The organism is Microbacterium sp. (genome assembly GCF_052099035.1).
GTDB lineage: Bacteria > Actinomycetota > Actinomycetes > Actinomycetales > Microbacteriaceae > Microbacterium.
Map to the genome: position 1 here is coordinate 1 of NZ_JBQDSX010000054.1, position 19,059 is coordinate 19,059.

A 19,059-nucleotide genomic window follows, 5' to 3' on the forward strand; every position below is an offset into this window, starting at 1 on the left:
CCCAGGACGGAAACGTAGCAAGGGTAACCGGGCTCTGCTGGGTGCGCGGAGGGTCCTTTCTTTTTCCCGGATGCCTGATGCTCTCCGGCTTCACCTGCGAGGATCGTGGAGTGACAACACCCGAGCGCTCCCACACCGCCTCGCGCTTCGCGTCGCCGGTCGGGCTCGTCGCCCTGATGTGGGTGATTCAGTTCGCCGATGCGATCCTGCCCGGGTCGTTCACCGCGTTCGGATTGAGGTCGTGGGACCTCGGGAGCCTTCCCGGACTCGTGCTCGGTCCGCTGCTGCACGCCGGGTGGCCGCATCTGATCGGCAACACGCTGCCGTTGCTCGTGCTCGGATGCCTCGTCGCCGTCGAGGGGGCGGGACGATTCTGGCTGGTCACCGCGGTGACCGCACTCGTCGGCGGCATCGGGACCTGGCTCGTCAATGCGCCGGGAACACTCACTGTCGGCGCATCCGTTCTCGTCTTCGGCTATTTCGCCTACGTCATCGTCCGCATCTTCTCGCCGCGCCCGATCTCGCACCGCATCGCCTACGCTCTGATCGCGCTCGTCGTCATCGTCGTCTATGGCGGCTCGATGCTCGTCGGAATCATCGGGGCGGGCCCCAGCGTCTCGTGGCAGGCACACCTGTTCGGAGCCATCGGCGGGGTGATCGCGGCGCTGTCCGGCGCGCCGCGCAGGGGAGCGCGCAGCACGTGACCGCTCGTCGTCGCAAGCGTCATCGCCGAGGGTGGCTGCCGGGCATCCTGATCGGAGGCGCGACCCTGGTCGTTCTGCTGGCAGTGCTTGTGCCGATCGCGGCATCCCGTGCGCCTCTTGAGCTGTGCGTGTCGAAACCCGAGACGTTTCCGCAGTCGGGCGTCGCCGGCTGGAAGGGCGACCAACTGGAGAACGCCGCGACCATCGTTCGCACGGCGACCGCAGGGGGCTTCGGGCGGGACGGACAGATCCTTGGCGTCATGACGGCGATGGGCGAGAGCAGCCTGCACAACATCGACTACGGCGACTGGGAGAGCTCGGGCGTCACGAACCCGGATGGCGAGCGCACCAGCAGCATCGGGCTGTTCCAGCAGCAGGACTGGTGGGGGAGCATCGAGCAGCGGATGGATCCCGCGACGGCTGCCGGACTGTTCTACGCGCGGCTTGCCGGGCTCGACGGGTGGGAGGACATGGAACCGACGCAGGCCATCCACCAGGTGCAGATCAACTCCGATCCCGAGCACTACGCACGATTCGAAGCGGATGCGATCTCGATAGTGGACGGGCTTTCGGGGCCGTGCGCGGCCTAAGCTGGCATCGTGGCGCGGAGCATCTACATCACCTCGGCCGAAGGTCATTCCGGCAAGTCCACCATTGCGCTGGGCGTCCTCGACGCTCTGATGCGCGTGACACCGCGGGTGGGAGTCTTCCGCCCCGTCGCGCGCTCATCCGCCGAACGCGACTATGTGCTCGAGCTGCTGCTCGCCCATGACGGTGTGCACCTCGAATACGACGACTGCGTCGGTGTCACCTACGACGAGTTGCGCGAGGACCCCGAGCGGGCGCTGGCGAATATCGTCTCGCGCTTCCAGGCGGTCCAGGCGCAGTGCGACTCGGTCGTCATCGTCGGCAGCGACTACACCGATGTCGCCAGTCCCGCAGAGCTCAGCTACAACGCGCGCATCGCCGCGAACCTTGGCGCCCCCGTGCTGCTCGTACTCGGCGGGCGGGATCAGCAGGCACGTGCCGAGCAGCTGGGAACATCGACGGCGCGCACTCCCGCGGCGGTCGGGCAGATCGCCGGGCTCGCGCTAGCCGAATTGCAGACGGAGCGCGCTGAGCTGTTCGCGGTGATCGTCAATCGCGCCGATCCGGATGCGCTGGCGGAGACCATCGATTCCGTGCGCGCGATCAACGACCAATCGACGCCGGTCTGGGCGATCCCCGAGGACAGGATGCTCGTGGCGCCCTCGATCCGCGGCATCATCGCCGCGGTGGAGGGCACCCTCGTCAAGGGCGATCCCGACCTGCTCACGCGGGAGGTCCTCAGCGTCGTCGTCGCGGGGATGTCGATGGTGAATGTGCTCCCGAGACTCACCGAGGACGCGGTCGTCGTCGTTCCGGCAGACCGCACCGAAGTGCTGCTGGCGCTGCTGCTCGCCGATGCATCGGGGACGTTCCCCTCGATCGCCGGGATCATCCTGAACGGGCCGTTCCCGCTGCCCGAAGCGATCGAACGACTCCTCGACGGACTCGCCTCACGGGTGCCGATCGTCGCCACCGATCACGGCACCTACGACACCGCCGTGCGCGTGATGGGCGCACGCGGACGTCTCGCCGCCGACTCGCGCAACCGTTACGAGCGGGCGCTGGGGCTGTTTCAGACCCACGTCGACATCAATGAGCTGACCAGGCAGCTGGGGCTCGTCGAATCCACCGTGGTCACCCCTCTCATGTTCGAGTACGCGCTCATCGAGCGTGCCCGCGCCGACCGCAAGCACATCGTGCTGCCGGAGGGCGCCGACGACCGCATCCTGCGTGCCGCCAGCACCCTCATCGCCCGTGACGTCGCGGATCTCACGATCCTGGGCGACGAGGCCGAGATCCACGCACGCTCCATCGAGCTCGGCGTCGATCTCACCGCCGCGCGTATCATCAGCCCGACCGATCCCGAATACGTTGCACGCTTCGCCGAAGAGTACGCACGGCTCCGTGCCCACAAGGGCGTCACCGTGCAACAGGCTGCAGACACCGTCACGGACGTGTCGTACTTCGGCACGATGATGGTGCACCTGGGACTTGCCGACGGGATGGTCTCGGGCGCGATGCACACGACCGCGCACACGATCCGTCCGTCCTTCGAGATCATCAAGACCCGCCCGGGCGTGAACGTGGTCTCGAGCGTCTTCCTCATGGCGCTCGCCGACCGGGTGCTCGTCTACGGGGACTGCGCGGTGATCCCTGATCCCACCGACGTGCAGCTGGCAGATATCGCGATCTCGTCCGCCGAGACGGCACGCCAGTTCGGTATCGACCCGCGTGTGGCGATGCTGTCGTACTCCACCGGCGAGTCGGGTTCGGGCGCCGATGTCGACAAGGTCCGCTCCGCGACGGCGCTCGTGCGCGAGCGCGCACCCGAACTGCTGGTCGAGGGGCCGATCCAGTACGACGCCGCGGCCGATGCCGCGGTCGCTGCGGCCAAGCTGCCGGAGTCGGCGGTCGCCGGGCGAGCCACGGTGTTCATCTTCCCGGACCTCAACACCGGCAACAACACCTACAAGGCCGTGCAGCGCTCCGCCGGAGCAGTGGCGATCGGACCGGTGCTGCAGGGGCTGAACAAGCCGATCAACGATCTGTCTCGCGGTGCGCTGGTCGACGACATCGTCAACACCGTCGTGATCACCGCGATCCAGGCCCAGGGCAGGAATTCATGAGCGTCGTCCTCGTCATCAACAGCGGTTCGTCATCGCTGAAGTACAGCCTCATGGACATGGAGCGCGAGATGCCGCTCGGCGAGGGGCTCATCGAACGGATCGGCCAGGAGTCCAGCGATATCGCGCACACCGTTCACCGCGTCGTGGTGCCCGGCGAACCGGCGCCGACCGTGCTCGACAGCACGCATCGCAGCCAGCGTCCGATCGCCGACCACGACGAGGCGATGTCGGTGATGCTTGAGCAGTTCGCCGAGCACGGTCCGCAGTTGGCCGAGCATCCGCCGGTCGCCGTCGGCCACCGTGTCGTGCACGGCGGCGCACGCTTCTTCGCGCCCACCCTCATCGACGACCTCATCGAGATCAATATCGAAGACCTCTCGGTCCTGGCGCCGCTGCACAATCCCGGTGCTGTCGCGGGCATCCGTGCCGGCCGGCGTGCCATTGCCGACGTTCCGCATGTCGCGATCTTCGACACGGCGTTCCACCAGACGCTGCCCCCGGCCGCCTACACGTACGCGATCGATCACAAGGTCGCCGAGCGGCACCGCGTGCGTCGCTACGGTTTCCACGGCACCAGCCACAAGTATGTTTCCGAGCAGGCGGCGATTTTCCTCGATCGGCCGCTCGAAGATCTCAAGCAGATCGTCTTCCATCTCGGCAACGGCGCGTCGGTCACCGCGATCGACGGCGGACGATCCGTGGAGACCTCGATGGGCATGACGCCTCTGGAGGGCCTCGTCATGGGCACTCGATCCGGCGACATCGACCCGGCGGTCGTCATGCACCTGAGTCGGGTCGCTCAGCTGTCCACGCGTGAGATCGACGAGTTGCTCAACAAGAAGAGCGGTCTGCTGGGGCTGGCAGGACGTGTCGACATGCGCGACATCCTCGCCGGTGTGGATGCTGGTGAGGATGCCGCAACGCTCGCCTTCGACGTGTACATCCACCGGCTGCGGGCGTATGCCGGGGCGTACATCGCCCAGCTCGGTGGCGTCGATGTCATCTCGTTCACCGCGGGCGTCGGCGAGAACGCCGCTCACGTGCGGGCCGAGGCCATGGCGACTCTGGGCTTCTTGGGAATCGAGATCGACTCTGCGCGCAATGAGGCCAGGGTCCCCGGCATCCGCCGTATCTCGACGGATGGATCCGCGGTCGAGGTGCTCGTCGTTCCCACCGACGAGGAGCTCGAGATCGCCCGCCAGGCATTCAGTCTCGCCTGAGCGGATGGGTTCCCGCGGCCTGACTCCGCGACTACGCTTGCAGAGTGGCACACAGAGGTGCCGGCCCCAATCCTCCTTCGATCTCTGGAGTGCTGAGTGCCTGAGAGCCTGCCCGACCTGCGCCGCGCTGACGGCGTGCTGTTCGATCTGGACGGCGTCCTGACCCCCACTGCCGAAGTGCATATGCGCGCGTGGCAGGTGGTCTTCGACGGCGTTTTCGCGCAATGGGGGATCACGCCGCCCTACACGGATGCCGACTACTACGCGTATGTGGACGGCAAGAAGCGATACGACGGCGTCGCGAGTCTGCTGCGCAGCCGCAACGTCGAGATCCCGTGGGGCACGGTCAACGATGCGCCCGAGGCCGAGACGGTCTGCGGGATCGGGAACCGCAAGAATGCGGCGTTCGCGTCCGCACTCCGCCGTGAGGGCATCGCGGCATACCCCGGATCGCTTGCACTGCTGCAGCAGCTGCATGACCACGGCATCCCTCAGGGGGTCGTATCGAGTTCGAAGAACGCCGAAGAGGTGCTGGAGTCCGCCGGCATCCGCGACTTCTTCACGATCGTCGTCGACGGACGCGTGGCAGAGCGCGATGGGCTCGCGTCAAAACCCGCAGCCGACATGTTCCGTGCCGGGGCCGTCGCGCTCGGTGTCGCTCCCGCTGACAGCGTCGCCGTCGAGGATGCTCTCGCCGGGGTCGCCTCGGCCGCGGCAGCCGGCTTCGCCACCGTCGTCGGCGTGGATCGGGGGGCGGGAGCTCCAGCGCTGCGGGATGCCGGCGCCACCTGCATTGTCGATGACCTCGACCAGTTGCTGTTCGACGGAACGGAGCCGAAATGATCGACCGCGAACGCTTCCCCGTCGACCCGTGGCGCCTCACGGAGACGAGCTACACGCACGACGGCGTCAGCGAGACATTGTTCGCTGTCGGCAACGGCTACCTCGGCCTGCGCGGAAACCACATCGAGGGTCGCGGTGCACACGAGCACGGCACCTTCATCAACGGTCTGCACGAGACCTGGCCGATCCGGCACGCGGAGCAGGCGTATGGCTTCGCCGAGGTGGGACAGACGATCGTCAACGCTCCGGATGCCAAGATCATGCGCATCTACGTCGACGATGAGCCCATTTCGTTCGAGGATGCAGAGGTGCGCGACTACGAGCGCGCGCTCGATATGCGCACCGGAGTCCTCTCGCGCAGCTTCGTATGGGAGACGCCCTCGGGCAAGCAGATCCGAATCCGCGATGAGCGCCTGGTGAGCTTCGAAGAACGTCACCTGGCGATCCTCCGACTGGAGATCACGGTCGAGAACGCGGATGCTCCCGTCACGATCAGCTGCCAGCTGCTGAACCGCCAGGACGGCGGCGACGTGTACGGCGGCGCACCGACGGCCACGCAGAAAGCCGGGTTCGACCCCCGCAAGACCGAGAAGATCACCGAGCGGGTGCTCCTGCCCGCAGAGTTCTGGCAGGACGGACTCCGCTCCGCGCTGTCGTACCAGGTCGCCGATTCGGGCATGACGCTCGCGGTCGTGGCAGACCACGTCATCACCACAGACAACGAGTACAGCGCGCGTTCGCTCATCGAGGCGGATATCGCCAAGAACGTCTTCCGGGTGCAGGCCAAGGCCGGCATTCCGATCGCGATCACCAAGCTCGTCAGCTATCACACCTCGCGCGGCGTTCCCGCGCACGAGCTCGTCGATCGGTGCCGACGGTCCCTCGACCGCGCGGCGGTGGAAGGGATTCCCGCGCAGTTCACGCGTCAGAAGGAGTGGCTGGACGCCTTCTGGGAGCGCACGGATGTCGTGGTCGAAGGACACGATGATCTGCAGCAGGCGATCCGCTGGTGCTTGTTCCAGCTCGCGCAGGCCGCGGCCCGTGCGGACGGCAACGGCGTACCGGCGAAGGGCGTCTCCGGCTCGGGGTACAGCGGACACTACTTCTGGGACACCGAGATCTATGTGCTCCCGTTCCTCACCTACACGAACCCGCAGTGGGCGCGCAACGCGCTGCGCGCGCGCGTGCTCATGCTGCCGGCTGCACGTCGCCGCGCCGCGCAGCTCAACGAAGCGGGCGCACTGTTCCCGTGGCGCACGATCAACGGAGAAGAGGCCTCGGCCTACTACGCCGCCGGAACTGCGCAGTACCACATCAACGCGGATGTCAGCTTCGCGCTCGGCAAGTACGTGCGCGCCACCGGTGATGAGCACTTCATGCGCAGCGAGGGTGCCGACATTCTCGTGGAGACCGCCAGGCTCTGGGCGACACTCGGATTCTGGCGCGGCGCGAACGGGGATGCGAGTTTCCACATTCACGGTGTGACCGGCCCGGACGAGTACACCACCGTCGTCAACGACAACCTCTTCACGAACGTGATGGCGCGCTACAACCTCCGTTACGCTGCGCGCGTCGTGCGAGAGATCCAGCAGGATGACCCGCGCGCCTACGCGAAGATCGTCGAGCGCACAGGGCTCGACGCCGGTGAGCCCGACGCGTGGGATCACGCCGCCGAGGCGATCAACATTCCGTTCAGTGAGAGCCTCGGCATCCACCCGCAAGATGCGATGTTCCTCGAGCGCGAGCTCTGGGACCTCGAGCACACGCCGGACACGCAACGACCGTTGCTCCTCCACTTCCACCCGCTTGTGATCTACCGGTTCCAGGTGCTCAAGCAAGCTGACGTCGTGCTGGCTCTGTTCCTGCAGGGCAACCACTTCACAGCCGAGGAGAAGCGCGCCGACTTCGACTATTACGATCCGCTGACAACGGGAGACTCGACGCTCTCCGCCGTCGTGCAGGCGATCCTCGCCGCCGAGGTCGGCTACCAGGGCCTCGCCAGGAAGTATTTCGAGCAGTCGCTCTTCGTCGATCTCGGCGATCTGCATCACAACGCTTCCGACGGTGTGCACGTCGCATCGGCGGGCGGGGTGTGGAGCGCCCTGGTGTCAGGGTTCGGCGGTATGCGCGATCATGGGGGCGAACTCAGCTTCGATCCGCGGCTGCCCGCGGACTGGCCGTCGCTATCGTTCCCGATGCAGTGGCAGGGGTCGACGCTGCAGGTGACGATCACCCGCGATGAGCTGCGTGTCGTCGTGCGCGAAGGTGAGCCGGTGCCGTTCGCCGTTCGTGGCGTGGATCACGTGGCGACTCGGGGTGCCGACGCGGTCGTCGCGCTCGCGGATCAGGGCCCGGTGGTCCCCGGAAGGCCGACGCTGCGTCAGCTCGAGGATGCTCGTCGAGATGACGGCACTCGGATCTCGGCATCCGTGCCGGTTGTGACGACCACGATGCCGGTGATCACCTACGTCGAGGACTGATCCCTGCGGCGACGGGGCGCGATGTCGGCGGTACGCCGTAGGCTGTTGAGGTGACCACAGCCCTCTATCGCCGCTACCGCCCCGAGACCTTCGGAGAGATGATCGGGCAGTCGCAGGTGACCGAGCCCCTCATGACTGCGTTGCGCGGTGACCGGGTCGGCCATGCGTATCTCTTCTCCGGGCCGCGTGGGTGCGGAAAGACCACGTCAGCCCGCATTCTCGCACGCTGTCTGAACTGTGCCGAAGGCCCTACCGACACCCCGTGCGGCACGTGCCCGAGCTGCGTGGAGCTTTCACGCTCCGGGGGTGGATCCCTCGACGTCGTCGAGATCGACGCCGCCAGCCACAACGGCGTCGATGATGCCCGCGACCTGCGCGAGCGCGCGACGTTCGCCCCGAGCCGTGACCGGTTCAAGATCTTCATCCTCGATGAGGCGCACATGGTGACCCCGCAGGGGTTCAACGCGCTGCTGAAGCTCGTGGAAGAGCCGCCGGAGCACGTGAAGTTCATCTTCGCGACGACCGAGCCCGACAAGGTGCTCGGCACGATCCGCTCGCGCACCCATCACTATCCCTTCCGGCTCGTGCCGCCCGCCGCGATGCTCGAGTACGTCGAGAAGCTCTGCACCGAAGAGGGCGTGCAGGTCGCTCAGGGCGTGCTGCCCCTGGTCGTGCGAGCCGGTGGCGGGTCGCCGCGCGACACGCTGTCGCTGCTCGACCAGCTCATCGCCGGCTCCGAAGGTGACTCCGTCGCGTACGAGCGCGCTGTGTCGCTGCTCGGGTATACGCACGGTGCTCTTCTCGATGAGATCGTCGACGCGCTCGCCGCAGGAGACGCGGCTGCGGTCTTCCCCGCGATCGACCGTGTCGTGCAGACCGGTCAGGATCCTCGTCGCTTCGTCGATGATCTGCTCGAGCGCCTGCGCGACCTCATCGTCATCGCAGCCATCGGTACCGGCGCCTCAGCGGTGCTGCGCGGAACGGCTGAGGATGAGCTCGCACGCATGCGCGCGCAGGCGGATGCTTTCGGTACTGCGCGTCTCTCGCGCACGGCCGACGTGGTCAGCGCGGCTCTCGACGACATGACGGGGGCGACGTCCCCCCGCCTGCACCTCGAACTCATGATCGCCCGCGTCCTGAGTGCCGCCGCCCCCGCCGCAGCCGCCCCTTCGACAAGCTCAGGGAGCGAAGCCTCCGCACGGCCCCAGTCGCCCCCAGCTCCTTCGCGGGTCGTTGAGCGAGAGAGCGAAGCGAACGAGACGAAACGCGTTGAGCGAGCGGAGCGAGACGAAACGTCTACCCCGACCCCAGCATCCCCGACCCCAGCATCCACCCCCGCACCCCCCGTCGACATCGACCGCATCCGCGCGTCGTGGACCTCGGTGCTGAAGCGCCTCGAGAGCGTCAGCCGTATCTCCTGGCTGCTCGTGACCGCTGTGCAGCCGATGGACTTCGATGCCGAGACCGATGTGCTCACCGTGGGCTTCACCAGCCCTCAGGATCTCAGTAAGTTCAAGGGCACGACCCCCGGGAACGGCCCGTCGGACCACCTGCGCGCTGCCATCGAGCAGGAACTCGGCGTCAAGGTGAAGTACCGTGCCGCGCAGCTTCCGCCCGCAGCATTATCGGAGGCTGCCGCCCCCGCTCCCGTGCGCACAGCGCCCCCTCAGCAGCCCCCGGCTCCGCAGGCCGAACAGAGCGCTCCGAAAAGTTCCGGCCCGGTGACCGAGTGGGCAGTCGCATCGATCCCGACGGAGTCCCCGGCCGAGACCACACCGCAACCGCAGTTCCCGGTCGACGAGGAGCCCGCCGAGCTCGAGGCATCCGCTCCGCCGGCTCCGCAGGACGGACTCGTCGACCATGACGACGTCCCGCTTCCTGACGACGGCGACGCACCCCCAGAGGATGACGCACCCTATCCGGCACCGGAGTCGCGCACGGCGCCCGCCCCAGCGCCGCAGGCGCCGCCCGCCCCGGCCCCGCAGGCCCAGACGCAGCCCCAAACCCAGACGCGCACCGCTCCGGCGGTCACCGAGCGCTCCCCAGGAGGCGTGCAGCGCTACGGCGAGGCCGTGATCCGCCAGGTGCTCGGGGCGACGTTCGTCCGAGAAGAGCCCTATGAGCCCCCGACGAGGTTCGCCTGATGTACGACGGCATCGTTCAAGAGCTCATCGATGAATTCGGCAGACTTCCCGGCATCGGGCCGAAGTCCGCGCAGCGCATAACCTTCCACATCCTGCAGACGCCGTCCTTCGACGTCGCCCGCCTCGCTGAGCTGCTCACTGAGGTACGGGCACGCGTGCGCTTCTGCGAGATCTGCGGCAACGTCTCCGAGCAGGACCGCTGCGGTATCTGCCGTGATCCGCGACGCAACCCCGCCCTGATCTGCGTGGTCGAAGACGCCAAGGACGTCTCGGCGATCGAGCGCACACGCGAGTTCCGCGGCCTCTATCACGTGCTCGGCGGGGCGATCAGCCCGATCGCCGGCGTCGGTCCCGATGATCTGCGCATCGCCCAGCTGATGTCGCGACTCGCCGACGGCACCGTGCAGGAGGTCATCCTCGCGACGAACCCGAACCTCGAGGGGGAGGCGACGGCCAGCTACCTCAGCCGGCTGCTGCTCACGATGCAGATCACGGTGTCGCGGCTGGCCTCCGGGCTGCCGGTCGGCGGCGATCTGGAATACGCCGACGAGGTCACCCTCGGTCGCGCCTTCGAGGGCCGGCGCACGCTGTGAACGCCCCCATGCGCTGCATAGTCATGGCGGTATGAGCGCCCAGGGCGGGTTCACCCGAAAGGGATGGATCCTGTTCGCCGTCATGGCGTTCGTCTGGGGAATCACCTACCTGTTCATCAAAGAAGCGGTGCACTCGATCACACCGCCGGCGGTCGTCGCCGGGCGCACGCTCCTGGGCGCCCTGGTGCTGCTCCCGTTCGCTCTACGCAGCGGTGCACTGAAGGCGGCCTGGAAGCACTGGCCCTGGCTGCTCGCATTCGGTCTGGTCGAGATGGCCGGTCCTTTTCTGCTGCTCAGTCACGCCGAGACGCAACTGCCATCGGGCATGACGGGCCTTCTGGTCGCCACCGTGCCGCTGTTCGCCGTCATCATCGCGCTGCTGCGCGGCGATCGCACAGCACTGGCGCCGGTGCGCCTGGGAGGACTGCTCCTCGGATTCGTCGGCGTCGTGGTCGTCGTCGCCGGACCCGGCCTCTTCCCGCACGAACCGGCCAGTCTCGTCGCGATCGGCGAGATCATGCTCACAGCGCTCCTGTACGCGATCGCGCCGTTCATCGTCGCTCACAAGCTCGCCGATGTCCCATCGATCGGTACGATCACGCTCGCACTGCTCGCGGTCGGCATCGGCTATCTGCCGGCTGCTCTGCTTACCCAGCACGAGCTGCCGACGCTGCGGTCGGGGGTGTCCCTGCTGCTGCTCGGCGTGATCTGCACCGCCGTCGCATTCGTCGCCTTCTTCGCGCTGATCCGCGAGGTCGGGCCCGTGCGCGCGCCCCTGTTCACCTACGTCAACCCGGTGGTCGCGATTCTCCTCGGGACGATCTTCCTCGCAGAGCCGATCACCCCGGGGCTGCTGATCGGCTTCCCGCTGATCATCATCGGATGCTGGTTCGCGGCCACCGGCGGACGCCTGCGCACGCGCAAGGAATCACTGCCTCCGCTACCTCCGCCGTGAGTGCGCGAGCGTCGCTCACTTCTCCTTGCGGATGATCGAGAACAGCGACAGCAGCAGCAGAATGAAGCCTGCACCGACGAACATGTGACCGAGACCAGCGATCCCGGCGATCATGCTCGACGATTCGCGACCCAGCACCTGCAGCATCCCGTGCCAGATCAGCATGGCGGTCGTCAGCACGACACCGGCGTTGTAGATCCAGAAGAACCAGCGGAAGAGCTTGCTCGACGACAGCGAGAAGACCTTCTCCAACGCGAGCACGATCAGTAGCACGATCATGCCGAGGGTGAGGATGTGGGTGTGCGCCAGACCCAGCTGGCCCATCAGGCCCTCTTCGAACCCGTTGGCCTTGGTGAATTCGCGGTAGAAGAGCCCGGCGGCGAGGCCGAGCACGGTGTAGATGGTGACCGCGCTGAGAAGCAGCAGCTGCGCAGAGCGTGATGTCGCGCGCGAAGGGGAAGTGGTTTCAAGGTTCATGCTTCTAGCCTTTACGCGCGCGGCCCGGCGCGAATCCATCAAAAGATCGATATGGTCAGGCACCTATTCGGGCGCGAAGAAGGCAGAATCGGAACATGCCATCGTCTGTGCGCGCCGATCCGTCACGTTGGCGGATGCTGACGATCGCACGCTTCTCGCTGCATCTGATCACGGCTCTGCTGTCAGCCGTGACAGCGATCCGCGCGATCGCCACCGGGGTGCCGTTGCTGCCGGCCATGCTCGCGGCCGGCGTCTTCCTCGCGTGGTACGCCACCGGCGCGGCATTCGCCCGCGGCCGGTTCACCGGGGGGTGGCTGGGTGGGCTCAGCATCCTCTGGCTCGGGATGCTGCTGATCTCGTCTGAGTTCGTCTGGCTGTCGTTCCCGTTGCTGCTGCTCGCCGGACACGTGCTGCGCCGATGGCCGTCCGTGATCTTCGCCGTGCCCGTGCTCGCCGCGGCGATTCTCACACCGATCTTGCATCAGGTGCCGATCACGTTCGCGCACGTCGTCGGTCCTCTGCTCGGCGGCGGATTCGCACTGGCGATCTCGCTCGGTTACGACGCACTGCTGCGCGATGCCGTCGAGCGTGAGCGGCTGATCGACTCTCTGGTGCGCACCCAGGAGGAGATGGCGTCGCTCCAGCATGAGCTCGCGCGCACTCAGCGGGATGCCGGGGCCGAGCAGGAGCGCACGCGACTGGCCCGGGACCTGCATGACACGATCGCTCAGGAACTCAGCTCGATGGTGCTGATGGCGCGCACCGGCGACGGTGCAGTCATGCCGCAGATCGAATCCCTCGCGCAGCACTCACTGGGAGACCTCCGCCGCATCGTCGCAGCTCTCGCGCCCGCTGAGCTCGAAGGTGCGGCTCTCGCGGCAGCGATCGCACGGATGCTGGAGGCGCTGCGAGACGCGACGGGGATCACGACGGATCTGAGCGTCGCCCCTGATCTGCCCCCGCTGCCGACATCTCAGGAGGTCGTCTTTCTCCGGGTGGCGCAGTCCGCTCTTGCCAACGTCCGCCAGCATGCTCACGCCGCAGCGGTCTCCGTCGCCTTCGCGGTGGATGCCGGAACGGTGACGATGACTGTGGCGGACGACGGTGTCGGATTCGTGGCCGGCGAGTCGGCGACGACCTCGACGTCGTACGGGCTGTCGGCGATGAGGTCGCGCCTGCGTGAATTCGGTGGTGCGCTCGAAGTGCGCTCGGCTCCGGGGGAGGGCACGACGCTGGTCGCAGCGCTCCCCGCAGGCCGGATGCCGGGAGGCGCGGAGCGGGTACCAGGAGGGAATGGCTGATGGCGACGAGGATCATGCTGGTCGATGACCACCCGATCGTGCGCGCGGGACTGCGTGCGGTTATCGAGGCGCGGGGGTTCACCGTGGTCGGGGAGGCCTCGACGGGCGAAGAGGCGCTCGTGATGGCATCCGATCTGCGCCCGGATGTCGTGCTGTGCGACCTGCGTCTGGGAGCAGGCATCGACGGAGTGGACACGACCGCCGCGCTGCGCAGGCTGCCTGACGCGCCGGCTGTGGTGATCCTTACGACGTTCGATCATGACGCGCAGATCATCCGTGCGATCGAGGCGGGCGCTGCGGGCTACCTGCTCAAGGACGTCGACAGCGACACGATCGTCGCGGCGATCAGCGATGCGGCGGCAGGGTCGATGGTGCTCACCCCGGGCGGAGACACCCGGGTGATCGCCGCGCTGCGCGCACCGCGCGTCGTGCTCACCGACCGTGAACGAGACGTGCTGGTGCTCATCGACGAGGGCGCGGCGAACAGGGAGATCGCCACTCGGCTGTACATCTCGGAGTCCACCGTGAAGACGCACGTCGTCCACCTTCTCGAGAAACTCGGCGTTGCGAGCCGCGCTGCGGCAGCGAGCGAGGCACGCCGACTCGGGCTGCTCTGAAGCGCTCGTCCGGTTACATGCGGGCGCGGGCATGCGCGTCGAAAGTAGAATGGCGCCTGGGCGGAACTGCCCGAAACCCCTGGGAGTGAATTTGGCCCTCATTGTGCAGAAATACGGTGGCTCTTCTGTCGCCGACGCCGAGAGCATCAAGCGCGTCGCGAAGCGCATCGTCGATACCAGGCGGGCAGGACATGACGTCGTCGTAGCGGTGAGCGCGATGGGCGACACCACCGACGAGCTGCTCGACCTCGCGAACGAAGTCGCGCCCATCCCCGCCCCGCGCGAGATGGACATGCTGCTCTCGAGCGGTGAGCGCATCTCGATGGCTCTGTTGGCGATGACGATCCACTCGATGGGGTTCGATGCCCGCTCGTTCACGGGCAGCCAGGCCGGCATGATCACCGACGACCACCACGGATCCGCGCGGATCGTCGATGTCACCCCGATCCGTCTGCGCGAGGCTCTCGATGAAGGTGCGATCGTCATCGTCGCCGGTTTCCAGGGCTTCAACCGCGACACGCGCGACATCACCACGCTCGGTCGCGGTGGTTCGGACACGACCGCTGTCGCGCTCGCCGCGGCGTTGAATGCCGATGTGTGCGAGATCTACAGCGATGTCGACGGCATCTACACCGCCGATCCGCGCGTGATCCCGCGAGCACAGAAGCTCGATCATGTCTCTAGTGAGGAGATGCTCGAGCTCGCGGCCAACGGGGCGAAGGTCCTGTACATCCGCGCCGTCGAGTTCGCACGCCGCCACGGCGTGCTCATCCACGCACGTTCGACGTTCTCGTCGAGCGAAGGCACCTACGTTCTGGGCGAGGGCATGAAGAACCCGCGCGAAGCTGAGGGAGAAACCATGGAAGAACCGATCGTCGCCGGCGTCGCGACCGACAAGGGCCAGGCCAAGATCACCGTCGTCGGCGTCCCCGATGTCCCGGGCAAGGCCGCGGAGATCTTCAAGATCGTCGCGAAGTCCGGCGCGAACGTCGACATGATCGTGCAGAACGTGTCAGCCGCCGCAACCGGTCGCGCCGACATCTCCTTCACCCTGCCCAAGGCGGATGCCTCGACCGCGCTGAAGGCGCTCGCCGCAGAACAGTCCGATGTCGGCTTCGACAGCCTCATCCACGATGACCAGATCGGAAAGCTTTCGGTCGTCGGCGCAGGCATGCGCGTGCACTCGGGCGTCTCGGCGACGCTGTTCGAGGCGCTGTCGACGGCCGGCATCAACATCGAGATGATCTCGACGTCCGAGATCCGCATCTCGGTCGTGCTGCGCGACACCGATCTCGCCGACGCCGCCCGCATCGTGCACGCAGCCTACGAGCTGGATGCCGAGGACGAAGCCGTCGTCCACGCCGGGACCGGCCGCTGAGCATTCCCACTCGTCGGCGGGTAGACTCGCCGGAACCCTGACACCGACGCCAGGCGTGGCATCCGCACCCTGTGACGTCGCGCCCGGCATTCTGCTTGCGGTCCACCTGTGCACCGCACGACGCCAAGGACATTCTCATGACTCGCATCTCCGATCACGGACACTCCATCGCCATCGTCGGCGCTACCGGCCAGGTAGGCACCGTCATGCGCGAGATTCTCGCCGAGCGCTCTTTCCCGATTCGTGAGTTGCGCCTGTTCTCGTCGGCTCGCTCCGCGGGCAGGGTCATCGAGTTCGGCGGCGTGAATGTCATCGTCGAGGACGTCGAGACCGCCGACCCCGCAGGCATCGAGATCGCGCTGTTCTCGGCCGGGGCCACGGCCAGCCGCGCGTATGCGGACCGGTTCGCGGCGGCAGGGGCTGTCGTGATCGACAACTCCAGCGCGTGGCGAAACGACCCCGAGGTTCCGCTCGTGGTGAGCGAGGTCAACCCGCACGCCATCGATGAGCGCCCCCGGGGCATCATCGCGAACCCGAACTGCACGACGATGGCGATCATGCCGGTGCTGAAGCCGCTCGCTGCGGCTGCCGGGCTCGAGCGCCTTATCGTCTCGACATACCAGGCAGTATCCGGATCCGGCCTTGCCGGGGCGCAGGAGCTGCTCGGACAGGTCGAAGGCGTGCTCGCCCAGGGCGACACGCTGCGGCTCGTGCACGACGGATCTGCGGTCGACTTCCCCGAGCCGGAGAAATACATCGCACCGATTGCGTTCGATGTCATTCCGCTTGCCGGATCGATCGTCGATGACGGACTGAACGAGACCGATGAAGAGAAGAAGCTCCGCAACGAGAGCCGCAAGATCCTCGAGCTTCCCGACCTCCGCGTCGCGGGCACCTGCGTGCGCGTCCCGGTCTTCACGGGCCACTCGCTGTCGATCCACGCGGAGTTCGCCGACGACATCACCCCGGATCGTGCTCGTGAGGTGCTGGCATCCGCTCCCGGCGTCGTGCTCGAAGAGGTTCCCACTCCGCTGTACGCGGCAGGCAAGGACCCGAGCTTCGTCGGACGCATCCGCGCGGACCAGTCCGCACCGGAGAACAAGGGGCTCGTGCTGTTCGTCAGCAACGACAACCTCCGCAAGGGAGCGGCTCTGAACGCCGTGCAGATTGCGGAGATCGTCGCCGAGCGTCTCGCGGCCGTGGCCGCCTGACCCCGGTTCGGGGGATCGCAAGCGGCGAACTAGGATGGTCGGGTGACTGAATCCGTCGACGTCGTCCTCATCGGTGGTGGCATCATGAGTGCCACACTGGGCACTTTGCTGCACGAGCTGCAGCCGGACTGGAAGATCGTTGCCTTCGAGCGACTCTCTGACGTGGCCCAGGAGAGCTCGAACCCGTGGAACAACGCGGGCACCGGCCACGCGGCCCTCTGCGAGCTGAACTACATGCCTCGCAATGACAACGGACCGCTCGACCCCGCCAAGGCGGTCTCGATCAACGAGCAGTTCCAGCAGAGTCGTCAGTTCTGGTCGTCACTGATCGCCAAGGGTGTGCTCGATGAGCCATCCACGTTCATCAATGCCACCCCTCACATGACGTTCGTGCGTGGCGAGAAGGACGTGGCCTACCTCAAGGACCGCTACGAGGTCCTCAAGAAGCAGCCGCTGTTCGAAGGCATCGAGTACAGCGAGGACTCCCGCGTCATCAACCAGTGGGCGCCGCTGCTCATGCAGAAGCGCCGCAAGGGCGAGCCGTTCGCGGCGACGCGCGTCCCCGCCGGTACGGACGTCGACTTCGGTGCTCTCACCCACCAGCTCTTCGACCATCTTTCGGATGCCGGCGTCGACCTGCGCACCAACCACGAAGTGCGCTCGCTGAAAAAGCAGAAGGACGGCAGCTGGCAGCTGAAGTACCGCAACAGCCTGGGGCGCACGCCCGGTCACATCAACGCGAAGTTCGTCTTCGTGGGTGCGGGCGGTTGGGCTCTGAAGATGCTGCAGCAGTCCGGCATCCCCGAGATCAAGGGCTTCGGCGTCTTCCCGATCGGCGGACAGTTCCTGAAGACCACGAACCCTGCTGTGGTCGCCCAGCACAAGGCCAAGGTGTATTCGCAGGCCTCAGTCGGTGCCCCGCCGATGTCCGTGCCGCACCTGGACACCCGGGTCGTCGACGGCGAGTCGTCGCTGCTGTTCGGGCCGTTCGCGACCTTCAGCCCGAAGTTCCTCAAGAACGGTTCGATGTTCGACATCGTCTCGCAGGTGCGCTCGCATAACCTGTGGCCGATGCTGCGCGTCGCATTCGCGAATCCCGACCTCATCACGTACCTGGTCGGTGAGCTGACCAAGACTCACCGCAAGAAGGTCGACAGCCTTCGCGTCTTCATGCCCACGGCGAAGGACGAGGACTGGACGATCATCCAGGCCGGCCAGCGCGCGCAGGTCATGAAGAAGCACGAGACGAAGGGCGGCGTGCTGCAGTTCGGCACCGAGGTCGTCGCGGCTGCAGACGGATCCATCGCGGGGCTCCTCGGGGCATCGCCCGGCGCCTCCACCGCCGTGCCGATCATGCTCGGACTGCTCAAGGACTGCTTCCCGGAGCAGTACGCCGGCTGGGAGCCTGCGTTGCGCGAGCTCATCCCGACGTACGGGCACACGCTCAACGACGATCCCGCCGCTGCCGAGAAGGCGATCGTGGCGACCGCCGACGCCCTCGACATCTCGAAGTGATCGATCGCCGTGGCGAAGCTCTACTTCCGCTACGGGGCGATGAACTCCGGCAAGTCGACGGCGCTGCTGCAGGTCGCATATAACTATGAGGAGCGCGGGCAGCACGTGCTGCTCGCCAAGCCTGAGATCGACACGAAGGGCGCCTCGCAGGTCGAGAGTCGCCTCGGAATGACTCGCGAGGTCGACTTCCTCATCCCCTCGGACGGTGACGCCCGTGCTCTGTTCGGGCAGGAGCGCGCACGGATGCAGCAGCGCAACGCCGAGAGACTGATCCCCGCCGCACCGATCGACGTCGCCTGCCTCCTGGTCGATGAGGCGCAGTTCCTCACCGCTGAGCAGGTGGATGATCTCTTCCGCATCGCCGTGGATGACGGCATCCCGGTGATGGCCTACGGCATCCGCAATGATTTCCGCACGCATGCTTTCCCGGGGTCCGCACGCCTCCTGGCGATCTCGCACGCCTTGGAAGAGATGAAGACGATCTGCCGGTGCGGCCGCAAGGCCGTGTTCAACGGCCGGGTCGTCGGTGGCCGGTTCGTGTTCGACGGCGACCAGGTGGCGATTGACGAGGCCGGCAGCGGGGGAGCGCCCGCTGACGTGGTCACCTACGAGTCACTGTGCGGGCACTGCTATCTCGAGGAATCCGGCGGCCGCCTGGGCTGACGCCGAGCCCTCCGCCGGACGTTGAGCGAGCGCCAGCGAGTCGAAACGGGCTGAGCGAGCGTCAGCGAGTCGAAGCCTCACCGAGCGGTGGCTTCGACTCGTCGCTTCGCTCCTTGCTCAACCCGTTTCGTCTTCGGGGCTCCGCTCCTTCGCTCAACGACCCGCGATATGCGCTACGTGCACAACGCGCCGAGGTGCCTCACCTAAAAGTGAGCGCGAAGGATGATGCGGTGCCTCACATATT

At 66.8% G+C, this 19,059-nt stretch carries 16 protein-coding genes; 15 read left to right on the forward strand and 1 reads right to left on the reverse strand.

The window, feature by feature from the left end; all coding sequences use genetic code 11:
• The first annotated feature begins 110 nt into the window (after positions 1-110).
• The 9 genes from ACTIAO_RS13705 (at position 111) to ACTIAO_RS13745 (ending at position 11,653) form a co-directional block, all read left to right on the forward strand.
• Complete coding sequence (locus tag ACTIAO_RS13705) at positions 111-704, forward strand: rhomboid family intramembrane serine protease (protein WP_441906778.1); 594 nt, start codon at positions 111-113, stop codon at positions 702-704.
• A complete protein-coding gene (locus tag ACTIAO_RS13710) occupies positions 701-1,294 on the forward strand; it encodes a hypothetical protein (protein WP_441906779.1) in 594 nt (197 codons plus the stop codon). The genes ACTIAO_RS13705 and ACTIAO_RS13710 overlap by 4 nt, the downstream gene beginning before the upstream one ends.
• A 9-nt stretch (positions 1,295-1,303) precedes the next feature.
• A complete protein-coding gene (gene pta, locus ACTIAO_RS13715; RefSeq protein WP_441906780.1) occupies positions 1,304-3,418 on the forward strand; it encodes a phosphate acetyltransferase in 2,115 nt (704 codons plus the stop codon).
• On the forward strand, positions 3,415-4,638 hold the full coding sequence (locus ACTIAO_RS13720) for an acetate/propionate family kinase (RefSeq protein ID WP_441906781.1): 1,224 nt from the start codon (positions 3,415-3,417) through the stop codon (positions 4,636-4,638). Before pta ends, ACTIAO_RS13720 begins: the two co-directional genes overlap by 4 nt.
• 96 nt (positions 4,639-4,734) lie before the next feature.
• The gene (locus tag ACTIAO_RS13725; RefSeq protein WP_441906782.1) at positions 4,735-5,481 is read left to right on the forward strand and encodes an HAD family hydrolase; all 747 of its coding nucleotides are present in this window, start codon (positions 4,735-4,737) and stop codon (positions 5,479-5,481) included.
• Positions 5,478-7,961, forward strand: coding sequence for a glycoside hydrolase family 65 protein (locus ACTIAO_RS13730; protein WP_441906783.1), 2,484 nt, complete (start codon positions 5,478-5,480; stop codon positions 7,959-7,961). Before ACTIAO_RS13725 ends, ACTIAO_RS13730 begins: the two co-directional genes overlap by 4 nt.
• 50 nt (positions 7,962-8,011) lie before the next feature.
• Positions 8,012-10,105, forward strand: coding sequence for a DNA polymerase III subunit gamma and tau (locus ACTIAO_RS13735; RefSeq protein ID WP_441906784.1), 2,094 nt, complete (start codon positions 8,012-8,014; stop codon positions 10,103-10,105).
• On the forward strand, positions 10,105-10,698 hold the full coding sequence (recR, locus tag ACTIAO_RS13740; RefSeq protein ID WP_441906785.1) for a recombination mediator RecR: 594 nt from the start codon (positions 10,105-10,107) through the stop codon (positions 10,696-10,698). Before ACTIAO_RS13735 ends, recR begins: the two co-directional genes overlap by 1 nt.
• A 31-nt stretch (positions 10,699-10,729) precedes the next feature.
• Positions 10,730-11,653, forward strand: a complete 924-nt coding sequence (locus tag ACTIAO_RS13745; protein ID WP_441906786.1) for a DMT family transporter — start codon at positions 10,730-10,732, stop codon at positions 11,651-11,653.
• Between the two features lie 15 nt (positions 11,654-11,668).
• On the opposite strand, the gene ACTIAO_RS13750 is transcribed toward ACTIAO_RS13745, so the two are convergent.
• On the reverse strand, positions 11,669-12,130 hold the full coding sequence (locus ACTIAO_RS13750) for a DUF2871 domain-containing protein (RefSeq protein ID WP_441906787.1): 462 nt from the start codon (positions 12,128-12,130) through the stop codon (positions 11,669-11,671).
• Positions 12,131-12,225: 95 nt separating this feature from the next.
• Between ACTIAO_RS13750 and ACTIAO_RS13755 the strand changes: the two genes are divergently transcribed.
• The 6 genes from ACTIAO_RS13755 (at position 12,226) to ACTIAO_RS13780 (ending at position 18,815) form a co-directional block, all read left to right on the forward strand.
• Positions 12,226-13,431 carry a histidine kinase gene (locus ACTIAO_RS13755; RefSeq protein WP_441906788.1) on the forward strand — a complete coding sequence of 402 codons (1,206 nt, stop codon included), beginning with the start codon at positions 12,226-12,228 and terminating at the stop codon, positions 13,429-13,431.
• On the forward strand, positions 13,431-14,048 hold the full coding sequence (locus ACTIAO_RS13760; protein ID WP_441906789.1) for a response regulator: 618 nt from the start codon (positions 13,431-13,433) through the stop codon (positions 14,046-14,048). Before ACTIAO_RS13755 ends, ACTIAO_RS13760 begins: the two co-directional genes overlap by 1 nt.
• 91 nt (positions 14,049-14,139) lie before the next feature.
• Positions 14,140-15,426 (forward strand): aspartate kinase, encoded by a 1,287-nt coding sequence (locus ACTIAO_RS13765; protein ID WP_441906790.1) that lies wholly within the window; start codon positions 14,140-14,142, stop codon positions 15,424-15,426.
• Positions 15,427-15,563: 137 nt separating this feature from the next.
• Positions 15,564-16,637 (forward strand): aspartate-semialdehyde dehydrogenase, encoded by a 1,074-nt coding sequence (locus ACTIAO_RS13770; protein ID WP_441906791.1) that lies wholly within the window; start codon positions 15,564-15,566, stop codon positions 16,635-16,637.
• Positions 16,638-16,721: 84 nt separating this feature from the next.
• The gene (gene mqo, locus ACTIAO_RS13775; RefSeq protein ID WP_441906793.1) at positions 16,722-18,152 is read left to right on the forward strand and encodes a malate dehydrogenase (quinone); all 1,431 of its coding nucleotides are present in this window, start codon (positions 16,722-16,724) and stop codon (positions 18,150-18,152) included.
• A 9-nt stretch (positions 18,153-18,161) separates the two neighbouring features.
• Positions 18,162-18,815, forward strand: coding sequence for a thymidine kinase (locus ACTIAO_RS13780; RefSeq protein WP_441906792.1), 654 nt, complete (start codon positions 18,162-18,164; stop codon positions 18,813-18,815).
• Positions 18,816-19,059: the final 244 nt, after the last annotated feature.